Annotated in this window: 19 protein-coding genes and 1 pseudogene; 7 read left to right on the forward strand and 13 right to left on the reverse strand. The window is 70.2% G+C overall.

The annotated features are described in order from the left end of the window. Positions 1–120: 120 nt before the first annotated feature. Entirely contained in the window at positions 121–1,125 is a 1,005-nt protein-coding gene (gene hemB / locus ACIOEW_RS22100) for a porphobilinogen synthase (RefSeq protein ID WP_401965228.1), read from the forward strand. Between the two features lie 117 nt (positions 1,126–1,242). Here the strand turns inward: hemB and ACIOEW_RS22105 are convergent, their stop codons facing one another. The 4 genes from ACIOEW_RS22105 to ACIOEW_RS22120 all read right to left on the reverse strand — a co-directional run bounded on the left by ACIOEW_RS22105 (position 1,243) and on the right by ACIOEW_RS22120 (position 4,704). Continuing rightward, entirely contained in the window at positions 1,243–3,216 is a 1,974-nt protein-coding gene (locus tag ACIOEW_RS22105; protein WP_401965229.1) for a transglycosylase domain-containing protein, read from the reverse strand. A gap of 122 nt (positions 3,217–3,338) precedes the next feature. Then, complete coding sequence (locus ACIOEW_RS22110) at positions 3,339–4,127, reverse strand: DUF4253 domain-containing protein (RefSeq protein ID WP_401965231.1); 789 nt, start codon at positions 4,125–4,127, stop codon at positions 3,339–3,341. Between the two features lie 74 nt (positions 4,128–4,201). Continuing rightward, on the reverse strand, positions 4,202–4,441 hold the full coding sequence (locus tag ACIOEW_RS22115) for a DUF397 domain-containing protein (RefSeq protein ID WP_401965232.1): 240 nt from the start codon (positions 4,439–4,441) through the stop codon (positions 4,202–4,204). Positions 4,442–4,449: 8 nt separating this feature from the next. Continuing rightward, positions 4,450–4,704, reverse strand: coding sequence for a Scr1 family TA system antitoxin-like transcriptional regulator (locus ACIOEW_RS22120; protein ID WP_401965761.1), 255 nt, complete (start codon positions 4,702–4,704; stop codon positions 4,450–4,452). A gap of 29 nt (positions 4,705–4,733) precedes the next feature. On the opposite strand from ACIOEW_RS22120, the pseudogene ACIOEW_RS22125 reads away from it, so the two are divergent. Beyond that, positions 4,734–4,856: pseudogene (locus ACIOEW_RS22125) on the forward strand (ATP-binding protein); the annotation flags it as partial. 20 nt (positions 4,857–4,876) lie between these two features. Here the strand turns inward: ACIOEW_RS22125 and ACIOEW_RS22130 are convergent. The 4 genes from ACIOEW_RS22130 to ACIOEW_RS22145 form a co-directional block, all read right to left on the reverse strand. Then, a complete protein-coding gene (locus ACIOEW_RS22130; protein WP_401965233.1) occupies positions 4,877–5,686 on the reverse strand; it encodes a HEAT repeat domain-containing protein in 810 nt (269 codons plus the stop codon). 174 nt (positions 5,687–5,860) lie between these two features. After that, on the reverse strand, positions 5,861–6,478 hold the full coding sequence (locus ACIOEW_RS22135; RefSeq protein ID WP_401965234.1) for a hypothetical protein: 618 nt from the start codon (positions 6,476–6,478) through the stop codon (positions 5,861–5,863). Positions 6,479–6,681: 203 nt separating this feature from the next. After that, complete coding sequence (locus tag ACIOEW_RS22140; protein WP_401965235.1) at positions 6,682–7,458, reverse strand: DUF4232 domain-containing protein; 777 nt, start codon at positions 7,456–7,458, stop codon at positions 6,682–6,684. 122 nt (positions 7,459–7,580) lie between these two features. Further along, a complete protein-coding gene (locus ACIOEW_RS22145; RefSeq protein WP_401965236.1) occupies positions 7,581–8,324 on the reverse strand; it encodes a DUF4232 domain-containing protein in 744 nt (247 codons plus the stop codon). Positions 8,325–8,739: 415 nt separating this feature from the next. On the opposite strand from ACIOEW_RS22145, the gene ACIOEW_RS22150 reads away from it, so the two are divergent. Continuing rightward, the gene (locus ACIOEW_RS22150; RefSeq protein WP_401965238.1) at positions 8,740–10,176 is read left to right on the forward strand and encodes a helix-turn-helix domain-containing protein; all 1,437 of its coding nucleotides are present in this window, start codon (positions 8,740–8,742) and stop codon (positions 10,174–10,176) included. A 169-nt stretch (positions 10,177–10,345) separates the two neighbouring features. On the opposite strand, the gene ACIOEW_RS22155 is transcribed toward ACIOEW_RS22150, so the two are convergent. Next, positions 10,346–11,626: a choice-of-anchor A family protein gene (locus ACIOEW_RS22155; RefSeq protein WP_401965240.1), complete on the reverse strand. Its 1,281-nt coding sequence runs from the start codon at positions 11,624–11,626 to the stop codon at positions 10,346–10,348. Positions 11,627–11,921: 295 nt separating this feature from the next. Between ACIOEW_RS22155 and ACIOEW_RS22160 the strand changes: the two genes are divergently transcribed. Both ACIOEW_RS22160 and ACIOEW_RS22165 read left to right on the forward strand, forming a co-directional pair. Further along, entirely contained in the window at positions 11,922–12,350 is a 429-nt protein-coding gene (locus ACIOEW_RS22160; protein WP_401965241.1) for a hypothetical protein, read from the forward strand. 317 nt (positions 12,351–12,667) lie between these two features. Next, positions 12,668–13,309, forward strand: a complete 642-nt coding sequence (locus tag ACIOEW_RS22165; protein ID WP_401965242.1) for a hypothetical protein — start codon at positions 12,668–12,670, stop codon at positions 13,307–13,309. Between the two features lie 127 nt (positions 13,310–13,436). On the opposite strand, the gene argS is transcribed toward ACIOEW_RS22165, so the two are convergent. Then, on the reverse strand, positions 13,437–15,227 hold the full coding sequence (gene argS / locus ACIOEW_RS22170; RefSeq protein ID WP_401965243.1) for an arginine--tRNA ligase: 1,791 nt from the start codon (positions 15,225–15,227) through the stop codon (positions 13,437–13,439). 136 nt (positions 15,228–15,363) lie between these two features. Between argS and lysS the strand changes: the two genes are divergently transcribed. Then, entirely contained in the window at positions 15,364–17,124 is a 1,761-nt protein-coding gene (gene lysS, locus ACIOEW_RS22175) for a lysine--tRNA ligase (protein WP_362553796.1), read from the forward strand. A gap of 134 nt (positions 17,125–17,258) precedes the next feature. Here lysS and ACIOEW_RS22180 read toward each other — a convergent pair whose 3' ends face one another. The 3 genes from ACIOEW_RS22180 to ACIOEW_RS22190 form a co-directional block, all read right to left on the reverse strand. After that, positions 17,259–18,668 (reverse strand): DUF2637 domain-containing protein, encoded by a 1,410-nt coding sequence (locus tag ACIOEW_RS22180; RefSeq protein WP_401965244.1) that lies wholly within the window; start codon positions 18,666–18,668, stop codon positions 17,259–17,261. Between the two features lie 254 nt (positions 18,669–18,922). Then, on the reverse strand, positions 18,923–19,783 hold the full coding sequence (locus tag ACIOEW_RS22185) for a DUF3558 family protein (RefSeq protein ID WP_401965245.1): 861 nt from the start codon (positions 19,781–19,783) through the stop codon (positions 18,923–18,925). Between the two features lie 236 nt (positions 19,784–20,019). Beyond that, positions 20,020–20,910, reverse strand: coding sequence for a DUF3558 domain-containing protein (locus tag ACIOEW_RS22190; RefSeq protein ID WP_362553788.1), 891 nt, complete (start codon positions 20,908–20,910; stop codon positions 20,020–20,022). Positions 20,911–21,080: 170 nt separating this feature from the next. Here ACIOEW_RS22190 and ACIOEW_RS22195 point away from each other — a divergent pair, with 170 nt between their 5' ends. Then, complete coding sequence (locus tag ACIOEW_RS22195) at positions 21,081–22,274, forward strand: RtcB family protein (protein ID WP_401965247.1); 1,194 nt, start codon at positions 21,081–21,083, stop codon at positions 22,272–22,274. Positions 22,275–22,350 lie beyond the last annotated feature (76 nt).

The raw sequence follows: 22,350 nt of genomic DNA on the forward strand, positions 1-22,350 counted from the left end.
GGGCCCGGCTGCTTCTTCGTGAAGCGGCCGGGCCCCGCCCGTTTTCCCGGCCCTCTTCTCCCGTCTTTCCCGGCAGAGGTGTCGGTAAGAGCGTGATGTGTACGGGTCTAGTCTCGAAGGATGACTGTGTACGGAAACTTCCCCGGCTCTCGCCCCCGACGGCTGCGGACGACCCCCGTGATGCGGCGGATGGTCGCCGAGACACGGCTCGACCCGGCGAACCTGATCCTGCCCGCGTTCGTGCGCGAGGGCATCGACGCCCCTGTCGCCATCTCGGCCATGCCCGGCGTGCAGCAGCACACCCTGGACACCCTGCGGAAGGCCGCGGTCGACGCGGTCTCGGCGGGCGTCTCCGGGATCATGCTGTTCGGTGTGCCGTTGGACGAGAAGAAGGACGCCCGAGGCACGGCGGGCACCGACCCCGACGGCATCCTCCAGGTCGGTCTGCGGGCGGTGCGCGAGGAGGTCGGTGACGATCTCGTCGTCATGTCCGACCTCTGTCTGGACGAGTACACCGACCACGGCCACTGCGGTGTGCTGACCGAGGACGGTCGCGTCGACAACGACGCGACGCTGGAACGGTACGCGGAGATGGCCCAGGTCCAGGCCGACGCGGGTGCCCATGTGGTCGGCCCCAGCGGCATGATGGACGGCCAGGTCGGCGTGATCCGGGACGCCCTGGACCAGACCGGGTACGAGGACGTGTCGATCCTCGCGTACACGGCGAAGTACTCCTCCGCCTTCTACGGCCCCTTCCGTGAGGCCGTCGGGTCCTCGCTCAAGGGTGACCGCAAGACGTACCAGCAGGACCCGGCCAACCTCCGCGAGTCGATGCGCGAGCTGGCGCTCGACCTCGCCGAGGGCGCGGACATGGTCATGGTCAAGCCGGCCGGACCGTACCTCGACGTCCTGGCGAAGGTCGCCGAGTCGGTGGACGTGCCGGTCGCCGCGTACCAGATCAGTGGCGAGTACTCGATGATCGAGGCCGCCGCGGAGAAGGGCTGGATCGACCGGGACGCGGCGATCCTGGAGAGCCTGACGGGCATCCGGCGGGCGGGCGCGCAGATGATCCTGACGTACTGGGCGACGGAGGTCGCGCAGCGGCTGGGGCGCGCCGGCTCCTGAGGCGGGCACGCGAAGTGGGTGGTGGTCCCGCCCGGCCCGTGACGTACTCCGGGCCGGGCGGGACTTTCGCGTAACGGGTCCGGTTCGCCGGGCCGGTGAACCTTCTTTCCGGTGGGCCTACTTTCCGGTGGCGTAGGAGGTCCAGATCCGGAGCGGGAGGGCATTGCCGCGCTCAGCGTCGTCGCCGCCGACGCCCTGCATTCCCAGCAGTTGAGGGGTGCCCGGCTTGTTGCGGAACATCGTCACGGCCGTGGTCAGTCCCTGGGCGTGGCCGATGAACCAGGCCGACCTCATCCGGTCGTCCCTGTCGGTCGCGCCGCCCGAGAGGTCGTCGAGCGCTTCGGAACCGGACAGTGCGTCGAACTGCCTGTCCCGCGCCAGCGACGTCCAGGCGGCGATCCCCAGGGTGTTGTTCACATCGTTCGCCACCGAGGCGTCCATCGCGCGCTGAGGTTCTGGCTTACCGAAGCCCTCGACCGTCTCGCCGTCCCGCGTCATCCCGGTCACCGAGTAGGGATCGGCCCTGATGCCTTCGTTGCTGAAGGCGCCGTACGCGTCCGCCATCCTGACCGCGCTCGGAGTGGACGTGCCGAGGGGGAAGGACTTGTCCAGGCGGGCCAGGCTCTCCTCGTGGAGCCCGGCCGCGACCGCCATCTTCTTCACCTTCTTCAGCCCGATGTGCTTGCCGAGTCGTACGAAGGTGACGTTGGCCGATCTGATCAGCGCGTCGCGCAGGGTCGTCTCCACCTCGACCTGCACCGGGAGGGGACGGGCACCCGGCCGGTCCGTGGGCGTCACCGTGAGCGGGGGCCTCGTGATCAGGCGCCCGGTGCTGTCGTAGCCGCTGTCCAGGGTGATTCCGTCGTCGTTCTGAAGTGCCGCGGCCAGCACGAAGGGCTTGAAGGCCGAGCCGACGGGGACGCCCGTGGTGTCGGCGTTGTTGGCGAAGCGGGTGATCGCGTCGGCTCCGCCGTACACCGCGACCACGGCCCCGTCATCGGGCCGCACGGACGCGGCGCCGACCTCGACGTACTTGTCCTCGGGGCGCTTCTTGGGGTCCAGGTCGCGCTTGCGTACGCTCCGCACGGCCCGCTCCAGCTGTTGCACCCTGGCCTTCTCGAAGGTGGTGTGCACCCGGTAGCCGCCCCGGGCGAGGTCCTTGGCGGTGAGGCCCGAGCGCTTCTTGATGTACTTGTTGGCGATGTCGACGAGATAGCCGGTCTGGCCGCCGAGGCTGGTCGGCTTGACGGCCTTCCGCGGCTCGGGGAACTTCGTGTAGGCGTCCCGTTCGCCCTGCGTCATCATGCCGGTCTCGACCTGTCGGTCCAGGACCCACTTCCAGCGGTCGACGGCGCGTTCGTGATTGCCCTTGCCGCCGGCGGGGTCGTACTCCTCCGCGCCCTTGAGCAGCGACGCGAGCATCGCCGTCTGGCTGGGGTCGAGCTCTTTCGCGGGGATTCCGTAGTACGTGACCGCCGCTGCCTGGATGCCGTAGGCGCCGCGGCCGAACCAGCTGGTGTTCAGATATCCCTGGAGGATCTGGGCCTTGCTCTGCTTGTTGCTCAGCTTGAGCGAGATGAAGAACTCCCTGAACTTCCGGCTCGCCGACTGCTCCTGGCTGAGATAGCTGTTCTTCACGTACTGCTGGGTGATGGTGGAACCGCCCTGGGTCTCACCGCCCTTGACCATGCTGACGGCCGCGCGGGCGATCCCCGTCACCGATACTCCCGCGTCGGAGTAGAAGGTCTCGTTCTCGGCGGCGATGACCGCGTTCTCCATCGAGTCGGGTATGTCGGCGAGCGTGACGTTCTGCCGGTTGACCTCGCCCACGCTCACCAACTGGCTGCCGTCCGCCCAGTAGTAGACGGTGCCCTGCCTGCGCGCCTCGATGTTCTCGTCGGGTACGTCGACGGACGCGTACATCGCGGCGAACAGCCCGGCCAGCACACCGATTCCGAGCAGTGCCCCGCTCAGCACCTGTCGCCACGAGGGGACCCAGCGAAGCCAGTTGGTTCTCCCTCGGCGGGGGTAGTCGACTCGGCGTCCGTGCGGGAGTTTCGGGCGGATGGTGCGGATGAGGCGTCGGGGCATGCTTCAGCTCCTCGTTCACCGTCCGCAGCGGGGGTACGGACTTGTGAGAGGAGATGCTCCGGATCACGAGCAGGTTGTCCGGAGCGTGACGGGAATCCGGCGGCCCGGGTCGCCGGTGCGCCTCAGTCCCACCAGAAGGACCAGCCCTCCTGGTTCAGCAGCGCCTTCTCCGCATAGGCCTCAAGGGTGTTGAGCGTGGACTGCTGGATGTTGTCCGGGCAGAACGCGAAGTGTTCGGCGGCCAGGGCAAGGGCCTCCGCCTCGGTGGTGGGCGGGCGTGCCACGCTGACCGTCAGGGTGTCGAAGCCGAGCGACAGGACCCGTATGCCGAAGCGGTCCTCCCAGGAGCGCAGGACCGCGCAGAGCCGCGCGACGTCGTTCTCGTGGTTGAGCGGCCCGCTCCAGCCGATCGCGGCCGGGATGTCCGCACTGCGCCTTGCCGGGACGAGCGCCAGGCGTGCGTCCTCCAGCGGCATGCCGTCAGCCGCCAGCATGTCCGCCATCTCGGCAGCCAGCTTCTCCGGGTTGTCCGGACCGTCGGCCAGGGGGGTGGGCGCCAGCCCCGGCCATGCGTTCTCGGTGTCGAGCTCGTCCTCCGCGTAGGCGTCCCAGATCTCGCTCAGGACCTCCTCGGCGTCATGGTCGCCAGGGTACGACGTGTCGGCCGGGCCGAGGTCCCATGCCTCGGGCCCCTGGTCGCGGCTGCCGCGGTCGATGAGCACGGGGAGCAGCCCGAGGGCCCGCCCCGCGTCGCGCAGCGAGGCCCAAGTGCCGGGGGCCGCAGGCCCGTCCGCGTACCAGAGCAGCGGTTCGTGCCACGGCCCGTCGGTCGTGGCGTCCACGAGGGTGCCGGGCGGGAGTGGGAGCCCTGACGTGGCCAGGGACGGGAGCGGGTTCGGAAGCGTCGCCATGTCCAGGAGCGTACGGGCGGCCACTGACAGTCGGCCGCTGCGCCGGTCGGTCCGTTGGTCGGTCCGTTGGTTGCTCAGGAGCCGATGTGCGCGGCGAAGGCCGACCAGGCGGTGGGGGCGAGGGTGAGCGCGGGGCCCTCGGGGTTCTTGGAGTCGCGGACGTGGACGGCGGCGGGGTGTGCGGCGATCTCCACGCAGGCGCCGCCCTGCTCGCTGCTGTAGCTCGACTTCTTCCAGTCGTAGGCGACTTCGAGGCAGGCGCCGCCGTCGCTGCCGCTGTAGCTGGACTTGAACCACTCGCGTGCGGTGCTCATAACTGCTCCTAGCAGCCGGTCCAACAGGGCTTCTGTGTTCTCGGTGTTGAGGGCCTGCGTTCGCAGCGTCGCAGCGAGATGCCCGAAGTTCTGGCGTAAGTCCGCAGGTGGTGCAGTGTCTCGCGAGACGACTCGTCGCCGCCGAGGCGGTCCCGGACGACGGCCTCGGAGATGACGAAGCTGGTGGTGGGTGGCACGTCGCGGCGCAGGATCTCCTGGCGTTCCAGCCGCTTGGTTACGTGCGCGTCGATCTCGTCCCTGATGCTGTGGCTGCGGGACGAGGGGCAGGGAGCCCGGGGTGCGTGAGCCCGACGGGGAGTCGGGGCGGGGGCTGGTGATCGTCGACGCGCTGGCGGACCGGTGGGGGGTGGGGGAGCGGGTGCCCGGGAAGGTCGTGTGGTGCGAGTTCGGCTGAGGGTGTTCGGGGCGGTCGGGTCAGGCCGGGGGCAGCCGGTCCGTGAAGCCGACGGCCTCGCGTACGTCCTCGTCCGGGTCCTCGGCCAGCTGTTGGAGCAGCACGTCGACTCCGGGGGTCCGCCAGCGGGCCACGGCCTCGACCAGGGCCACCCGGACGGCGGGGTCGGGATGGTCGGCGAGGTGGGCCAATTGGGAGAGCGGTCCCCGTCGGCGGAAGCCGAACCAGTGCAGGGTCGCGCACAGCTGCGCGGCATCGCCGGGGTCGCCCGCTTCGGCGATCCGGGCGAGCAGGACGGGAGTCGCGGGCGCCGGTCCGTCCAGCGGGTGCGGCCGGCGGCGGCGCAGGCGCTGCGACCCGTACTCGCCGCGCACCCGGCAGCCGTAACAGGTGCAGGGCGGCGTGCCGTTGGAGCCGGGGAAGTAGCGCCAGCCGGTGACCTGGCGGACCGCTCGTACGTTGTGGACCTCGGCTCGGGCCGCCGCCCGGGGGAGGAAGACCTCCCAGCCGCGCGGGTCCTCCAGTGCGGCCACCCTGCGCACTGCGTCGCTCGCGGTGGTGGTGGTGTGGGCCCGGCCCGGCCGGTTGCTGTAGTGGCCGACGGTGACGGGCTCGTCGTCCGGCAGCCGGAGCTGGACGGCGACGAGGCCGCGCGGGCCTTCGTGGCGGGCCAGTTCGCGCAGCCACTGGTGGGTCAGCGTGTAGGAGGGGAGTACCGGGAAGCAGAACAGGCCCTTGTCGCCGTCGGGGCCGTGGCTGACGGCGCGTATGCCGGACCTGCGGATGCGGGCCGCGTTCGCGGCGGGTGTCAGGTGCACGAACATGGCCATGGCGTTGATCGTAGGGCCAGGTTCTGCCTGACGAACGAACCGTAGGGAAGGCCCGTCGACTGCTGAAGCCGATCACCTATGTGGGCAGGTGCGCCTACTCAAGCGCGTGTGCGAGGTGCTGGCCGGAGGCTCTGCGCGTGACACATACTCGCGCCTCCAGCCAAGCAGGCGCTTCTAGCCGTGCCGGGCGAAGACCTCGCGGAGGCCGGCCAGCTCCGCTTCCTTCTCCTTCTCGTCCTCGTACCGGCCGTCCTCGTCCCGGAGGGCCACGATGGTCTCTGGGGTGAAGTCCTGGCCGAAGCGGTAGCCGCCCAGGCAGTAGTCGAAGCCGGACTCGCCGAAGAGGTCCGTGTCCTCGCGGCGGCAGTACTCCGCCAGGGCGTCGGACACGTGCCAGCGAGTGCCGTCGTACCAGAAGACACCGCCTGCGTAGTGGATCGTCCGGCCTGTCGCGGAGTCCGTGAGGTTCAGCGACTCGTAGTTCTCGGGACGGTCGCGGACCAGGGCGACGAGGGATCCGGGGACGCCCTCGTAGAAGGACTCCTGAAGGGCGAAATCCTCCTCGGCGTACAGATTCAGGTCCGACTCGTGGTCGAACGTCAGCAGCAGCACGCGGCCGTCCTCCGCGAAGTACCAGACCGCGGACTGGCCGCCGCTGTCGTTCCAGGCCAGACGGCGTGCGCCGGCCACCGTCACCGGCTTGACCTCGGCCAGGTCGTCCATGACGGCCGCGCGGCGCCGTACTTCCGGAAGGGGTGTCGCTGCCAGGGCATCCCACATCGCGTTACTCATTCCCGCAGCGTAGCCACCGCCTATGACAAGGCCGTCACCAACTACCGCGCCGCCATCCGCACCTGGCCGGCACAGCCATTCGGAAGAATCGCCGTGGGGCCCGGGCGCCTGGCCGCTTCCAGAACCTTCGGCCGGCCGTGCGCAGAGCGCCACGAAGCGGCCCTGCCGCACGGGGCGGAGGACCGGTCCGGGGGTGGTGCGGTTCAGTAGCTGAGCGCGTCGGCCATCTCGGTCTGCCAGAAGGTGACGAAGCCGTTGTCGTCCCAGTAGGTGTTGGCCGGGAGCGTCAGCTCGGCCGGGGAGCCCGTGGAGCCCTCGGGGCTCCGGCCGGAGAAGTGCACCTGAAGGTGGGTGGCCTCGCGCGGGGCCGGGCCGGCGCCGGGCTCGCCGGTCAGGCCGATGGCGGCGTACGCGGACTGGCCCGGGTCGAGCGTCACGACGGCCTGCGGCCGGCTGTCGTCCAGGATCGGGAAGACGGCCTGCGCGTCGTCGAACCGGAGCTTGGGTGCGTAGTACGCGTAGCAGGGGCGGCCGCCTGTGTTGGTCAGGGTCAGCAGCAGGTGGTTGATGGGGCGGCTCACCTTGGTGACGGTGGTCTTGGTGTTCGCGCCGTCGCAGGTGACGGGGGTGCGGCTGGTGGTGCTGCCGCTGCCTGCCCGGTTCGTGGAGCCGGTGCTGTTCTTCCCGGCGCTCTTCCCGTCGGTCTTTGCGGGGGCGACGGTGTTGTCGGGCGTGCTGCCGGTGCCTGTGCCGGTGCCGGTGCCGGTGCCGGTGCCGGTGCCTGTGCCCGTGTCGGCGTCGGTGGTGTTCTTGTCCGGCGCGGCGGTGGGGGGCGGGGACTGCTTGACGGCCGTGTGGGCGGCCGATCCCGCCTTGGCGCTGCTGCTGCTGCCGTCGTCGCTGCTGCACGCGGTGAGGGAGAGGGCGGCCAGGAGGGCGGTGGCGGCGAGGGCGGTGGTGCGGATGCGGTGGTTGCGCATGGTGGTACTCCCCGTGAAGTGCGGTGGTGTGGTCTGTGGCGTTCAGTGGAGGTGGATCAGGGCCACGACGAAGGAGCCGGTCGTGCTCACTACGCCGATGGCCGTCCGATCCTCCGGGCAGTTCAGTACTGGAGCGCGTCGCTCATGCTCATCTGCCAGTAGGTGACGCTCAGGCTGCTGTCCACGTAGGTGCTCTTGGAGAGCGGCACGCTGACCGACGAGCCGGTGTTGTCGGAGTTGCCGTCGCGGTTCTGGAAGCTGACGCCCAGGTCCTTGGTGGAGTAACCGTTCGAGCCGCTGCCGTCGGCCATCGAGGTCATGACGCCGGCGTAGGCGGACTCACCCGGGTTGATGGTCGTGACAGCCTGCGGCTTGCTGTCCTCGAAGGTGTTCGGCACGGACTGGGCCTCGCCGAACTTCAGGTACGGGTAGTAAAAGGCGTTGCAGGCCTTCGAGCCGGTGTTGGTCATCGTGAGCAGCATGTGGTTGACGGGGCGGCTCACCTCGGTGATCGACAGCTTGGTGTTCGCACCGGTGCAGGTCTCCGTGGCCGTCTCGCCGCTGTCGCCGCTGTCACCCTTCGGCTTGGTCGTGGACGTGCCGCTGCCGCTGCCGGAGCCCGAACCGGAGCCCGAGCCGGTGGAGTTCTCGCCCTGGTCGGTGGAGGGGGCCTTCGTGGCCTTGTCGCCGGAGGCGCCGGCGCTCTCCGCCGGGGTCTGGGTGGCCGAGCCGGGCGAAGCGGAGGCGAGGGCGTCGTACGGCGCCGGGTCGTCGCCCTGGCAGGCCGTCAGGGACAGGGAGGCGATGAGTGCGACTGCGCCGAGGGCGGAGGTGCGGGCGGCGCGGCGGAAGTTGAGGGTACGCATGAGGTGTATTTCCGTTCGTTAGTTGGTGCGGAGTGTGGGGCGCCGCTTTGGCGCACCTGCAGCTGACGGATGTACTGGACAATGACGTGTGGTCAGAGGTTCCACAGGAGTGCGATGACGGTTGCGACAGAGGCGATCAGAACTCCTGTGGCCACTGCATCGGTCAGGCTGAGTTGAGGACGAGTACGCACGGCGGCTCCCGGGGACGGGCAAGTGGTGGGTGTACGAGTCGCGCTGCTTGCCCTTGCCGGGGAGCTGCTGCGGTGTGTTCCAACATCGTGTCCGGTCGTCGGATCCGGTGGCAACGATTGCCGGCGGGTACGGGACGCTGGAACGGAAACATGGCCTCTGACCTGCAATGACATCACCTGCCTGGGACGCCGTTCCGGGAGGGCAGCAGAGGGGAACGGTCAGGGTGGGCACGGAGATCCAGGACTTCGCCGCATTGCTCAGGGGGCTGAAGCAGCGCTCGGGGCTGAGCTACGGAGCGCTCGCCCAGAAGCTGCACATGAGCACCTCCACGATCCACCGGTACTGCAACGGGGAGGCGGTTCCGCACGACTACGCGCCGGTCGAACGTTTCGCGCGCGTGTGCCGTGCGCCGTCGGACGAGTTGGTGGCGCTGCACCGGCAGTGGATCCTCGCCGACGAGGCGAAGCGGCGAGGGGCCCGGAAGGCGGAGGCTGCCGGGGCGTTCGAGCCGTCGATGGTGACGTCGGAGCTCGCGGCCCCACCGCAGGAGCCGGAGAACGGGCATGAGCCGCGACCGGGACCGGGGCCGGGAGGAGAACCGGAACCAGGACCGGAAGCGGAAGCGGAGGAGACGGCCCTCGGCTCAGCGGCGTCCGAGGACGTGACGCCGGATGCGCGGAGCGCCGGTGCCGCGCCGGCCCCGCGCCGGTTGTCCGGCAAGCGGCTGCGTGTCCTGCTCGCGGCCGTCGCGGTCGTGGCGCTCACCGTGCCCACCGCGTTGGCGATCAGCCACTACTCGGGCGACCGCACCCGCGAGGAGGGTATGGACACGCCCCGCAGCAGCGCACCGGTGACTCCGAGCCGGAGTAGCAGCAAGTCCCCGTCGCCGAGTCCTTCGAAGAAGCCCTCGCCGTCCGCGACCGGTGGGTCCGCGTCACCCACCGCCACGGCCGCGAAGTCGACCGCCCCCCAGGGGGGGGACGGTAAGGGAGGGAAGGGCGCCGTGTCTCAGGGGGTGCCGGTGACCGCCACCCTCAGTGCGTACAACTGGGACTGGCCCTGCGGACAGTACTTCCTGCTCGACCGGGACCCCCAGGGCATGCCGCCGGTGCCCGACGCTGCGGACAGGGCCAGGCGCAGCTGGGCGGCGCAGCTGGGCGGGGTGGACGGGGGGAAGATGCTGATCGAGCTCACCGCGCAGGGAGCGTCGCAGGAGGCTGTCGTCCTGAAGGCGCTCCATGTCCGGGTGGTGAAGCAGGAGGCCGCGACCGACTGGCCCGCGTACTCGATGGGGGAGGGCTGCGGGAGCGGCATCGTGCCGCAGACGTTCAATATCGACCTGGACGACAGCCAGCCCGTATCGCGGCCGGTCGCCGGTGAGGACGCCGGCAAGGCCGTACCGGCGAAGAACTTCCCGTACCGGGTGAGCTCCACCGACGTGGAGGTGTTCCGCCTCGACGCGCACACCGAGGACCACGATGTGACCTGGTACCTGGAGCTGGAGTGGTCCAGCGGGGACCGGAGCGGGACGTTGCGCATCGACGACAACGGCAAGCCGTTCCGTACGGCCGGTATGAAGAACCGGCCCGTGTACGAATACCGGCACGATACGGCCGAGTGGGAGGACATCTCGGAGTCGCTGGAGGGGCAGGGCAACTGACGACGGCCGGTCCGGCCCGCTTGACCCGTCCGGCCCGCTTGACCCGCTTGACCCGTCCGGCCCGTCCGGCCCGTCCGGCCGGAAGCGGATCCGGTACACGCCGCCCTGATCCGCGACCGAGGCGCCGGGCGCGGTGGATCCGCGCCCGGCGTGTGTCTTACGGGGTGGGTCAGGCCTGCTTGCGGCGGCGGGCCACCACGACGAGGCCGGCGCCTGCGGCGAGTACCGCCGCGCCGCCGATGACGATCGGGATCGTGCCGCTGCTGCCGGTCGAGGCCAGGTCGCCCTCACCGCCGCCGGCGGCGCCCGGTGCGGGGCTGCCGGACGGGGCCGGGGTGGCGGGCGTCGCGGATCCGGACGGGCTGTCCGACGGAGTGGCGCTCCCGGACGGTGAGGTCACCGGGGCCGACGGGGTGCCCGTCGCCGGCGGCGTCGTCGCAGGGGTGGTGCCCGGGGTCGTGCCGGGTGTCGGGGTCTCTCCGCCGGGGACCTCGGGGAGGCAGCCGGTGAAGGGGAAGTGGTGTGTCTCGGCCCCGCCCGAACCGTGCAGGGAGGCCACCCACACCGAACCGTTGACCGGTGCCGCCGTTCCCAGCTCCAGGTGGGCCTTGGGGGCGAGCACACTGCCGGGCCAGGCGGCCTGGCTGTTCTTGGTGACCTTGGTGGCGTCGGGGAAGTTCCACAGCAGCTTGGCCCGCACCTTGCCCCCGGACGTGCTCTGCAGCTTGTCGTCCAGGACGAAGTCCTGACCACCCGACAGGAAGAAGCCCGTGGTCCCGGCGGCCGCCATGTCGTAGTCCTGGCCGCTGACGTTGACGATCGTCGTCGCCCCGGCCGGAACCTTGATGAAGACCTCCTTGGCCTTCTCCAGCTGGTCCGCCGGCACCGAGAAGACGTTACGGCCGCTGTCGCCGCCCTCCAGCGTCAGCCGGTTCCCGTCGAGCCGCACCTGGGTGCCGGAGGTCGTGGGCTCCTCGGCCAGCGTGGTGGAGTAGGACCTGAGCTTGGCGAACTCCGCGTCGAAGTCGATGAGTCCGGCCTTCTGGCTGAAGGTGCCGTTGTGCAGTTCGACGGCCCGGTCCGTGACCTTGCCGCCGACGACCGCGTTGCCCTTCATCACGACGGTGGCCGAGCCACCGTTGAGCAGGTCGCCGCGGACGACGAGCGACGCCCGGCCGGGCAGGGCGTCGACCTCGGCGGCCGACAGCTCGTTGGCGACGCTGAACCCGCCCCGGAAGTCGGCGTTGCCGCCGACGGCCACGGCACCTTCCGCGTCGGGGGAGTGGACGTCGTCCCCGAGGACGAACTCGCCGTACTTACCGGCGATTCCGAAGGCGCCGGTGGTGCAGTCCGTCGGGGTGGGCGTGGCCTGGGCGGCCGGAGCGACGGTGAGCCCGAGTACCAGGGCACCGCCGAGTGCCGCGAGGGCAGCAGTGGTGGGTATACGCATGATGCGTGGTTCTCCTGCGGAGCAGTTATGAAGGTTCTGTGGCGACTCCGATCATGATTTTCATACATTCGAAAATTGGTCAAGTCCAATGTCGGATTCTGCTCGATGTTGCAGCGGAGGGGTTCGGCAGCATCGACGCACGCGCCGCCCTCGTTGCCGGCGCAGCCGGACTTCCGCGAGTCGTACGCGACTTCGAGGCGTGCGGCCCCTCCTTCGGGGAAGGTGAGCGGGACCAGACCATCCGGTTCGCGCGGATCTGCTTCCGGCCGCGCCGCCGCGGCGAAGGGAACAGCTCATGTACGAGTCCGCAGGCCACGCACCGGACTCGGCTGCGGTGATCACCGAGCCGGTACCCGACCTTCAGCTCCAGCTGCTGGTCCAGTTGCTCGACCGGGAGATGCGCTCAGGGCTGCCGCTCACGCTGACCATCCCCACCGGTGTGCTGCACGGTGACGTGATCGGGCACGAGGAATGGAAGGCGGAATGGACCAGGAGCCTGCGGCAGGTCGAGGGCGAAGGGGCCGATCTCATCGCCGAGTTCCCCGAGACGGTGGACCAGGGAATCAAGGAGCTGCGCGCCGACGAGAACGCCCGGCGGCTGCCCCGGTGGATCCACCTGCGGGACGCCACGCTCATGTTCGGCGGCGGGGCTCCGCTGCGACTGCCGCTGTGGCGCGGCCGGTTGTCGGACGTATCGGGGTGGGCCCTGGGGCGGCCCCAGTAGCGGCGGCCCGGGACAGCTCTCGGGGCGGGGGCCCGCATACGCCGAGGGATGCCGGGGCCCGCATCCACCGAGGGGATGCTGCCGGCCGATTCCGGCTGTGTGACGCCGGTCCGCCGCCGGCACACCGCTGGGCCGTAACCGCACCAGCCTTCACGGTATGCCGCCCTGCCGACCGCTCGATCGGTGAGGCGAAGCGAACAGGGCCCCGGACCGGCCAACAGCGTCCGGTCGTCGCTACGGAACGCGCGGACTGCCTTTCCCCCAGCTCTCGTTGGTAGCTTGGCCTCTCACCACTACCTGTCCGCGGGGGATCAGTCATGAGTCAGCACTGGCAACAAGAGCCGCAGCCGTACCAGCCCGCCCCCAACCCGTACCTCCAGGCCCCGGCCCAGCCGCCCGCGCCGCCGCAGATGCCTCCGGCCGCCCCGCCCCAGGGTTTCGGGGGTTTCCCCCAGCAGCAGCCGTACCCCGGCGGCGGCTACGCCCAGCAGCCCTACCCCGGTGCACCCCAGCAGCCCCGCTCCGGCAACGCGGTCGGTGCCTTCTTCCTCGGCCTGCCGATCTCCTTCGTGATGTCACTGGTCCTCAGCGGCGCACTCTTCGCCGTGTACAAGAGCAGCCCTGCCTCGGAGACGACCTTCCGTGTCGTCTACGGACTGGCCGCCCTCCTCATCGCCGCCGCCGTCGGCGCCGTTGTCGGCAGGGTCGGCGGGCGCAGCGGCGGGGCCCATGCCGCAGCGGGCTTCCTGACTGCACTGGGCATCTTCTTCGGCTTCACGAACTATCTGTTCCCGGTGCTGTACGACCTCGGCGACATCTACGCGGTCAGGGACGCGCTCGAGGCCGACGCCTTCTTCCCGGCCAAGGCATGGGCGGAGTCGTTCACCGGCATCACGACCCTGGCCGGCGCGGCCGCGGCCTGGGGCATGGCGTACGCCGTCGGCAGCCGCCGGCCCTGAGCACACGTACGGCACACGTACGCGTAAACAGCCCGCACCCCCACCGATGTCCGGTGCGGGTGCGGGCGAAGCCGTGGTTCCGTACGTTCGCGTGCGGCCGAGGACGGCCTCAGCCGCACGCGAGGGGTCAGAGCCGCTCGGGGGTCTTGATGCCGAGCAGCGCCATTCCCTGGTGCAGGGTGCGGGCGGTGACGTCGCAGAGGAAGAGCCGGTTCTCGACGACCTCGGCCGGGTTCTCGTCGCTCAGGACGTGGCACTGGTCGTAGAACGTCGTGTAGAGCGAGGCGAGCTGGTAGAGGTACGCGGCCAGCTTGTGCGGCTCGTAGCCCTCCGCCACCTCGGACAGCACCTCGCCGAACCGGTCCAGGTGCAGACCCAGCGCCCGCTCGGCCGGGGCCAGTTCCAGCTCCGGGTGCGCGACCGGCTTCGCGTCCCCGGCCTTGCGCAGGATCGACCGGATCCGCGCGTAGGCGTACTGGAGGTAGACGGACGTGTCGCCGTGCAGCGACACCATCTGGTCCAGGTCGAACTTGTAGTCCCGCACGGCGGAGGTCGACAGGTCCGCGTACTTCACGGCGCCGACGCCGACGTACCGGCCGTTCTCGACGATCTCGTCCTCGGACAGGCCGATCTTCTCGGCCTTCTCCCGGACCACGGCCGTTGCCCGCTCGACCGCCTCGTCCAGCAGCTCCTCCAGCCGGACGGTGACGCCCTCACGGGTCTTGAACGGCTTGCCGTCCTTGCCGAGCACGGTGCCGAACGCCAGCTGGTGCGCCTTGACGCCGTCGTTCAGCCAGCCGGCCCGCCGGGCCGTCTCGAAGACCATCTTGAAGTGCAGGGACTGCCGCACGTCCACCACGTACAGCAGGCTGTCCGCCTTGAGGTTCTGCACCCGGTCGCGGATCGCGGAGAGGTCGGTGGCCGCGTAGCCGTAGCCGCCGTTCGTCTTCTTGACGATCAGCGGGGTCGGGTTGCCGTCCGGGCCCTTCACGTCGTCGAAGAAGACGCACAGCGCACCCTCGGAGCGGACGGCGACGCCCGTCTCCTCCAGGATCCGGCAGGTCTCTTCGAGCATGTCGTTGTAGCCGGACTCGCCGACGATGTCGGGGTCGCTGATCTCCATGTCGAGCTTGTCGAAGACGGAGTAGAAGTAGATCTTCGACTCGTCGACGAACCGCTGCCACATGGCGAGCGTCTCCGGCTCACCGGCCTGGAGGGCGACCACCCGGTCCCGCGAGCGGGCCTTGAACTCCTCGTCGGAGTCGAACAGGAGCCGCGAGGCCTTGTAGAGCCGGTTCAGGGAGGACATGGCGGCTTCGCCGTCGCCCTGACCGCCCTCGCCGCCTTCGTGGTTCAGCTCGGCGGGGTGCTCGATCAGGTACTGGATGAGCATGCCGAACTGGGTGCCCCAGTCGCCGATGTGGTGCCGCCGGACGACGGTCTCGCCGGTGAACTCCAGGATCTGCGCCATCGCGTCGCCGATCACGGCGGACCGCAGGTGGCCGACGTGCATCTCCTTGGCCACGTTCGGCTGGGCGTAGTCGATGACGGTGGTGCCGGCGGCGGCGTTGTACGGCACGCCGAGCCGGCCCTCGTCGTCCGCGGCGCGCGCGGCGAGCGTCTCGATGATCGCCTTGTCCGAGAGCGTGATGTTCAGGAAGCCGGGCCCGGAGACCTCGATGTCCTTGATCAGGTCCGTCGCCGGGAGGGCGCCGGTGACCTGGGCGGCCAGCTCGCGCGGGTTGCCCTTGAGCTTCTTCGCGAGCGCCAGGATGCCGTTTGCCTGGAAGTCGGCCCGGTCGCTTCGGCGCAGCAGCGGGTCCGCGGTGCCGGCATCCGGCAGGGCTGCCGTCAGGGCGTCCGACAGCTGCTGCTGGAGCGTGGAAGCGAGGGACTGGACCGAGCCGTGCTCAGGCATGGGACGGGCTGCCGTTTCCGTAGGGGGTACAAGGGATGACCCCAAGTATCCCACGCCCTGTAAAGCCGTTTTCGCGCTGTGGGTGGTACCTGGGAGAATGGTGCACGCCCCTACGAGTCCTACAAGAGAGAAGGACGTGCCGACCGTGGCTCAGAGTCAGAGCAGCACCGAGACCGACTGGGTCTCCCGCTTCGCGGACGAGGTCATCGCCGAATCGGAGCGTCGTGCGCCTGGCAAACCGGTCGTCGTCGCGTCCGGTCTTTCCCCGTCGGGCCCGATCCACCTGGGCAACCTCCGCGAGGTCATGACCCCGCACCTGGTCGCCGACGAGATCCGCCGCCGCGGCCACACCGTCCGGCACCTGATCTCGTGGGACGACTACGACCGCTACCGCAAGGTGCCGAACGGCGTCGAGGGCGTCGACGCGTCCTGGGCCGAGCACATCGGCAAGCCGCTCACCTCGGTGCCCGCCCCGGCCGGGTCCGCGTATGCGAACTGGGCCGAGCACTTCAAGGCCGCCATGACGGCGGCCCTGGACGAGCTGGGTGTCGAGTACGACGGAATCAGCCAGACGGAGCAGTACCTGGCGGGGACGTACCGCGAGCAGATCCTGCACTCGATGCGCCACCGCGCGGACATCGACGCCGTCCTGGACCGCTACCGGACCAAGAAGGACCCGGCGGCAGGCGCCAAGGGCGGCAAGAAGCCGCAGCAGAAGAAGGTCGACGAGGCCGAGCTGGAGGCCGAGGCGGGCTCCGGCGCGGCGAGCGAGGACGACGGCAGCGGCGGCTCGGCCGGCTACTTCCCGTACAAGCCCTACTGCGGCAACTGCGAGAAGGACCTCACCACGGTCACGTCGTACGACGACGAGAGCACCGAGCTGAACTACACCTGCACGGCCTGCGGCTTCGCCGAAACGGTCCGGCTGAAGGAGTTCAACCGCGGCAAGCTCGTCTGGAAGGTCGACTGGCCGATGCGCTGGGCGTACGAGGGCGTGATCTTCGAGCCGAGCGGGGTGGACCACTCCTCGCCCGGGTCGTCGTTCGTCGTCGGCGGCCAGATCGTCCGCGAGATCTTCGACGGCGTGCAGCCGATCGGCCCGATGTACGCCTTCGTCGGCATCTCCGGCATGGCGAAGATGTCCTCCTCCAAGGGCGGCGTGCCGACCCCGGCCGACGCGCTGAAGATCATGGAGGCGCCGCTGCTGCGCTGGCTGTACGCGCGCCGCAGGCCCAACCAGTCCTTCAAGATCGCCTTCGACCAGGAGATCCAGCGGCTCTACGACGAGTGGGACTCGCTGGGCCGCAAGGTCGCCGACGGTTCCGTGCTGCCGGCCGACGCCGCCGCGTACGCCCGGGCGATCGGCACGGCCGCAGGTGAGCTGCCCAGCACGCCGCACCCGCTGCCGTACCGGACCCTCGCCTCGGTCGCCGACATCACCGCCGGGGCCGAGGACCAGACGCTGCGCATCCTCAGCGAGCTGGACCCGGAGCACCCGCTGACCTCGCTCGACGAGGCCAGGCCGCGGCTCGACCGGGCCGAGAACTGGATCACCACCCAGGTCCCGGCCGAGGCCCGCACCATCGTCCGCGACGAGCCGGACAAGGAGCTGCTCGGCTCGCTGGACGAGCAGGGACGCGAGTCGCTGCGCCTGCTCCTGGAGGGGCTGGACTCGCACTGGTCCCTGGACGGGCTGACCACGCTTGTCTACGGCGTGCCGAAGGTGCTGGCCGGGCTGGAGGCCGACGCCAAGCCGACGCCGGAGCTGAAGACGGCACAGCGGTCGTTCTTCGCGCTGCTGTACCGACTGCTGGTCAGCCGGGACACCGGCCCCCGCCTGCCCACGCTGCTGCTCGCGGTGGGGGCGGACCGGGTGCGCAGGCTGCTCGGCGCGTAGCCGCCGGCGCCGGGCCCCGGGCCCGCGCTCACGTATGACGAAGGGCCGCCACCCGGTGATGCGGGTGGCGGCCCTTCGTCGTTCCTGAAGTGGATGGCCGGGCGTCGGCCGGACATGCGGCGCCGGTCAGCGGCTCACGCGATGTGGTCGGCCTCGAGTTCGGCGTGGTAGCGGTTCTTGAAGCCCTGGATCAGCTGGCGGAGCAGGGCCATGCTGCGCGGGTGCCGCACGTTGTGGCCGTCCGACAGGTGTATGTCGAGGACCTCGATGCTGGGGTACGTGCTGTGCTGCGTCACGAACGCGGCGAAGACCTCGTAAGCGATCTCGCTGAACTCCGCGTCCTCCTGCGCCCACTCCTCGGCCCACTCGTCGGCGGCCTCGACGACGGGCAGCGGCTGCTGCTCCTGCACCGCGACCTGCTCCTGCGCAGGGACCTGCTCCTGCACCGGGATCTGGGCCTGACCCGGGGCCTGCGCCTCGTCGGCCTCGGGGGCCAACGGCGTCTGCTCGCTGCGGGGGCCGGGCACCGCACCGATCGTGCCGACATTGCCCAGCGGGCGGGTGCGGCCACCGGGTCCCGACGGGATCATGACCGGAGTGGGTTCGAGCCCGTCGACGTACGTCGGGTTGTACGAACCCTCGTACGCCCCGTCCGGAACCTGTGCCGCGAACCACGGGCTCTCATGCGTGCCGGGTCCCTCCGCGGGCTGCTGCTCCTCGGCCCATTCGCCGGGGACCGTCCTGGCGTACTGCTCCTGCTGGGGGGCGTAGGCGAGTTCGGGCTGCGGGGCCGTCTCCACGGCGACGGCGGCTGCCGGGGCGGCGGCTTGGGCGGGGGCCGGGGGCAGCAGGGCGGGCTCGATGCCGGCCGCGGCGAGCCCGGCGGGGCCGGTGTCGGCGAGCGGGACGCCGTACTTGGCGAGGCGGAGCGGCATCAGGGACTCGACGGGGGCCTTGCGGCGCCAGCTGCGGCCGAAGCGGGCCTGGAGGCGGGCCTGGTAGATCAGCCGGTCCTGTTCGAGCTTGATGACCTGCTCGTACGACCGCAGCTCCCACAGCTTCATCCGCCGCCACAGCCGGAACGTCGGCACGGGCGAGAGCAGCCAGCGGGTGAGGCGGACGCCCTCCATGTGCTTGTCGGCCGTGATGTCGGCGATGCGGCCCACCGCGTGGCGGGCGGCCTCGACGGAGACGACGAACAGCACCGGGATCACGGCGTGCATGCCGGTGCCCAGCGGGTCGGGCCAGGCTGCGGCGCCGTTGAACGCGATCGTCGCGGCGGTCAGCAGCCAGGCCGTCTGACGCAGCAGCGGGAACGGGATGCGCAGCCAGGTCAGCAACAGGTCCAGCGCGAGGAGGACGCAGATACCGGCGTCGATGCCGATCGGGAAGACGACCGAGAAACTGCCGAAGCCCTTCTGTTCGGCGAGTTCGCGCACGGCCGCGTACGAGCCCGCGAAACCGATCGCTGCGATGAGCACCGCACCGGCGACCACGAGCCCGATGAGTATCCGGTGCGTGCGTGTCAGCTGCATCGCGGCCACCCGCGACCCCTCCCCAATTCTTTGTCTCCGACGTCCGGACCAGCGGGACGACTTCGAGTTCTGGCGGGCACAGCCTGGCACATGCCTGAGCGGTGCGTTGCGCGGGGAGGGGCGAAGCCCGGTCCTCGGGTGAGGACCGGGCTTCGCAAAACCGCTTCTGCGCAGGAGGGTTGAGGCCACCGGCTGTCACGCCGGCTGTTTCACGGACCGCTTCGTGGGCCGTCCGCTGCCGGGTGCCGGGCGAGCGGGGGCGGTCAGCTCGTCTTCTTGGCCACGGCCTTGCTGGTGGTCTTGCTGGTCGTCTTGGCGGTCGTCTTGCCCGTCGCGTTGCCGGTCTCCTTGGCCGAGGCCTTGGTCTTGGCGGACTGGGCGGGCTTCGGCGAGCTGCTGGACTTTGCCGGGGCCTCGTTGGCGGTGGAGACCGAGGCGACCGCCTCCTTGGCGGCCTTCTGGGCGCCCTTCAGGATGTCGGCGGCGGACGGGGTCTTGGCTCCCGCGTAGCCCGCGCCGTTGTAGTTGAGGGTGACGACGACGTTCCCCGTACGGGCGACGATGGTCGCGTACTTGAAGTCCTCACCCGTTTTGGTGAGGTCGTACGTGATCTGGGTGGCCTGGTCGCCGAGGGAGCTGACGGGGGCCGTGGCGAGCTTCTTCGCACCGTCGGCCGCCTGGGCCTTGGCGACCTGCTTCGTGTAGTCCGCCTGGGCGCGGTCGGCACCGCTGCCCACGCCCTGGTCGGATGCGAAGCGGGTGAAGCCGACATCGAGCCAGCGGTACTGGGAGCCCTTGACGCCGTTGTCGTCGAGGCCGTTCCACGAGCAGCCGCCGCGGGCGGAGCTGTCGCTGGACTTGCCGCGGGTGCCGCTCTTGTTCTTGGCCGAGGGGACCAGGGACTTGACGGTCTTCGCGGTGATCGACTTGCACGGGTCGGGCAGCGCGGCGAACTTCGCCGGCGCGACGGCCGCTTCCGTCTTCGTCGCGTCCGGCGCGGCGGACGAGGACGAGGCGTCGTCCGTCTTGCTGTCGGAGTCCGACGAGCAGCCGGCGACGACGAGCATCACCGGGACGGCGGCGCAGGCGAGTATGCGGGTGAGTCGCGGGGCTGATCGGTGCATGGTTCCTTCACTCGGGTGGCGCGGCGGTCGGGCTGCCAGACGGTCGGTGGGCGTGTTCGGTGGGCGCGGTCGTCGGGTACGGCGCGTCCGGTGTGCGTGGTCGGTGGGCCCGGGGCGGCGCTCGGCCGGCGGGCGGTTCCGGAGGGCCACGGTACGACGGACGGGCGCCGGATGCCGCCTCGGCCGGGAGGCCCGCGGAGCGGCGGACGCCCCGTCCGGGAAGGCCTGGGGCGGGGCTATTCGCTCAACCTGTCGACCAGCTTCTCGCCCAGTGCCTGGGCCTTCTCCTGCAGTTCCTTGCTGTCGGGGACCTCGGTGGAGACGGCCGGCTGTGCGGTGTACTCGATGGTGACGATGACGTTCGATGTGCGGAATACCACGCTCACCGTGCGGTGCTGTGCGGTGGAACCTGCCCGGGTGAGCAGATCGTCCAGAAATGCACTGTCTCCGAGGGTGTCGAGGACGCGGGGCTGGAGGTTCTCGGCGGGGCTGCCGGCTGTACCGCCGTCCGCGGTGTCACCTGCGGTGTCATCCGCGCTGCCGGTCGCGCTTCCGGTCGGGCCGGTGCCGGCGTCCGGCGTCGCGTCCGTCTTTCCGGCGGTTCCGCCGGCGCTCTTGGCTCCGGCTTTCGCGGTCCCTGTGGGGGAGCCCTCGGGCGAGGCCGTTTCCTTGTCCGCGTCGTCGGACGGGAGGGACGCCGAGGGGAGGTCCGCGGCGTCCTCCTTCTTCGCGTACACCTCGCGGGCGCGGTCGTCATCGCTCACGGCCGGGTCGTACGAGACGACGCGCTCGAAGTCGATGGCGATGCTGCGGGAGGCGTCGGGTGCGTCGGAGGTCCAGCGGCAGCCGACGCGGCGGTCCGTGTCGAAGGTTCTGGCGGGCGTGCCCTCGTACACCTTCTCCTGCTGGGCCTCGGGCAGTTGCGCGGCGCCGGGCAGGAGGTCGTTCAGAGTGGCGAGGGGGATGGCCCGGCAGGCCTCGGGAAGGGTGAGGTACTTGCCCGGGGGTGCGGCGGAGGTGGTCAGCGTGCCGGGTTTGCTGTCGCCGGCGGATGCGCCGCCTTCGGTGCCGGCACTGCAGCCGGCGACGAGTGCTGCGATCAGCACGGTGCCGGGTACGTACGCCATTCGTCGCACGGTCCTGGGCTCCCTTCGCGCGAAAAACGGTTGCCGCTCGATGGCGGCCGGTGGACACAATGTGTATCGCACGCGCCGCTGTGAATGCCGGTCGGCCGACCTGTTTGCCGACCTTGGCACCGGTTTTGCGTTTTCAGACTTTTCGGGGGAATCGAGGAACTATGTCGTACGTAGAGGTGCCGGGTGCGAAGGTGCCCATCCGCATGTGGGCCGACCCGGCTTCGGTCGAGGACGTCGCGATGCAGCAGCTGCGCAACGTCGCCACCCTGCCCTGGCTCAAGGGCCTCGCCGTGATGCCGGACGTCCACTTCGGCAAGGGTGCCACGGTCGGCTCGGTGATCGCGATGCACGGTGCGGTCTGTCCGGCGGCGGTGGGCGTGGACATCGGCTGCGGAATGTCCGCGGTGAAGACCTCGCTGACCGCCAACGACCTGCCCGGTGACCTGTCCCCGCTCCGGTCGAAGATCGAGCAGGCCATTCCGGTGGGCCGCGGTATGCACGACGATCCGGTGGACCCGGACCGGCTGCACGGTCTCGCGGCGACCCGCTGGGACGACTTCTGGGCGCGGTTCGACGGGGTGGCCGATGCGGTCAAGTTCAGGCAGGAGCGTGCCACGAAGCAGATGGGAACGCTCGGATCGGGGAACCACTTCATCGAGTTCTGTCTCGACGAGGCGGGTTCGGTCTGGTTGATGCTGCACTCCGGCTCCCGGAACATCGGCAAGGAGCTGGCCGACTTCCACATCGGCCAGGCGCAGAAGCTGCCGCACAACCAGGGCCTTGTCGACCGCGACCTGGCCGTGTTCCTCGCGGACACCCCGCCGATGCAGGCCTACCGCAACGATCTCTTCTGGGCGCAGGAGTACGCGAAGCACAACCGTGCGGTGATGATGGCGCTCTTCCAGGACGTGGTCCGCAAGGAGTTCAAGAAGGCCAAGGTGACCTTCGAACCGGTCATCTCCTGTCACCACAACTACGTGGCGGAGGAGCGGTACGAGGGCATGGACCTGCTGGTCACCCGTAAGGGGGCCATCCGGGCCGGCTCCGGTGACTTCGGGATCATCCCGGGCTCGATGGGCACCGGCTCGTACATCGTGAAGGGCCTCGGCAACGAGAAGTCCTTCAACTCGGCCTCGCACGGAGCGGGCCGGAAGATGAGCCGGAACGCCGCCAAGCGGCGCTTCTCGACGAAGGACCTGGAGGAGCAGACGCGGGGCGTGGAATGCCGTAAGGACTCCGGCGTCGTCGACGAGATTCCGGGCGCCTACAAGCCGATCGAGAAGGTCATCGACCAGCAGCGCGACCTGGTCGAGGTCGTCGCGAAGCTGAAGCAGGTCATCTGCGTGAAGGGCTGAGCGCGCGACCCGGTGGCGCGGTGAGGCCTGCGGGGGGTGAGCCGGTGGCGGGGTGAGGCTTACGGGGGGAGCCTCA

This window comes from Streptomyces sp. NPDC087901 (genome assembly GCF_044742205.1).
In the GTDB taxonomy this organism is placed as follows: Bacteria; Actinomycetota; Actinomycetes; order Streptomycetales; family Streptomycetaceae; genus Streptomyces.

Coding starts and splice junctions, on each gene's coding strand:
- ACIOEW_RS22145 (WP_401965236.1), bottom strand. CDS start 8,324: ATGCGTACCCTCAACTTCCGCCGCGCCGCCCGCACCTCCGCCCTCGGC.
- ACIOEW_RS22190 (WP_362553788.1), bottom strand. CDS start 20,910: ATGGCGTACGTACCCGGCACCGTGCTGATCGCAGCACTCGTCGCCGGC.
- ACIOEW_RS22130 (WP_401965233.1), bottom strand. CDS start 5,686: ATGGCCATGTTCGTGCACCTGACACCCGCCGCGAACGCGGCCCGCATC.
- ACIOEW_RS22105 (WP_401965229.1), bottom strand. CDS start 3,216: ATGCCCCGACGCCTCATCCGCACCATCCGCCCGAAACTCCCGCACGGA.
- ACIOEW_RS22160 (WP_401965241.1), top strand. CDS start 11,922: ATGTACGAGTCCGCAGGCCACGCACCGGACTCGGCTGCGGTGATCACC.
- ACIOEW_RS22185 (WP_401965245.1), bottom strand. CDS start 19,783: ATGCACCGATCAGCCCCGCGACTCACCCGCATACTCGCCTGCGCCGCC.
- ACIOEW_RS22195 (WP_401965247.1), top strand. CDS start 21,081: ATGTCGTACGTAGAGGTGCCGGGTGCGAAGGTGCCCATCCGCATGTGG.
- hemB (WP_401965228.1), top strand. CDS start 121: ATGACTGTGTACGGAAACTTCCCCGGCTCTCGCCCCCGACGGCTGCGG.
- ACIOEW_RS22155 (WP_401965240.1), bottom strand. CDS start 11,626: ATGCGTATACCCACCACTGCTGCCCTCGCGGCACTCGGCGGTGCCCTG.
- ACIOEW_RS22165 (WP_401965242.1), top strand. CDS start 12,668: ATGAGTCAGCACTGGCAACAAGAGCCGCAGCCGTACCAGCCCGCCCCC.
- ACIOEW_RS22140 (WP_401965235.1), bottom strand. CDS start 7,458: ATGCGCAACCACCGCATCCGCACCACCGCCCTCGCCGCCACCGCCCTC.
- argS (WP_401965243.1), bottom strand. CDS start 15,227: ATGCCTGAGCACGGCTCGGTCCAGTCCCTCGCTTCCACGCTCCAGCAG.
- ACIOEW_RS22115 (WP_401965232.1), bottom strand. CDS start 4,441: ATGAGCACCGCACGCGAGTGGTTCAAGTCCAGCTACAGCGGCAGCGAC.
- ACIOEW_RS22135 (WP_401965234.1), bottom strand. CDS start 6,478: ATGAGTAACGCGATGTGGGATGCCCTGGCAGCGACACCCCTTCCGGAA.
- ACIOEW_RS22110 (WP_401965231.1), bottom strand. CDS start 4,127: ATGGCGACGCTTCCGAACCCGCTCCCGTCCCTGGCCACGTCAGGGCTC.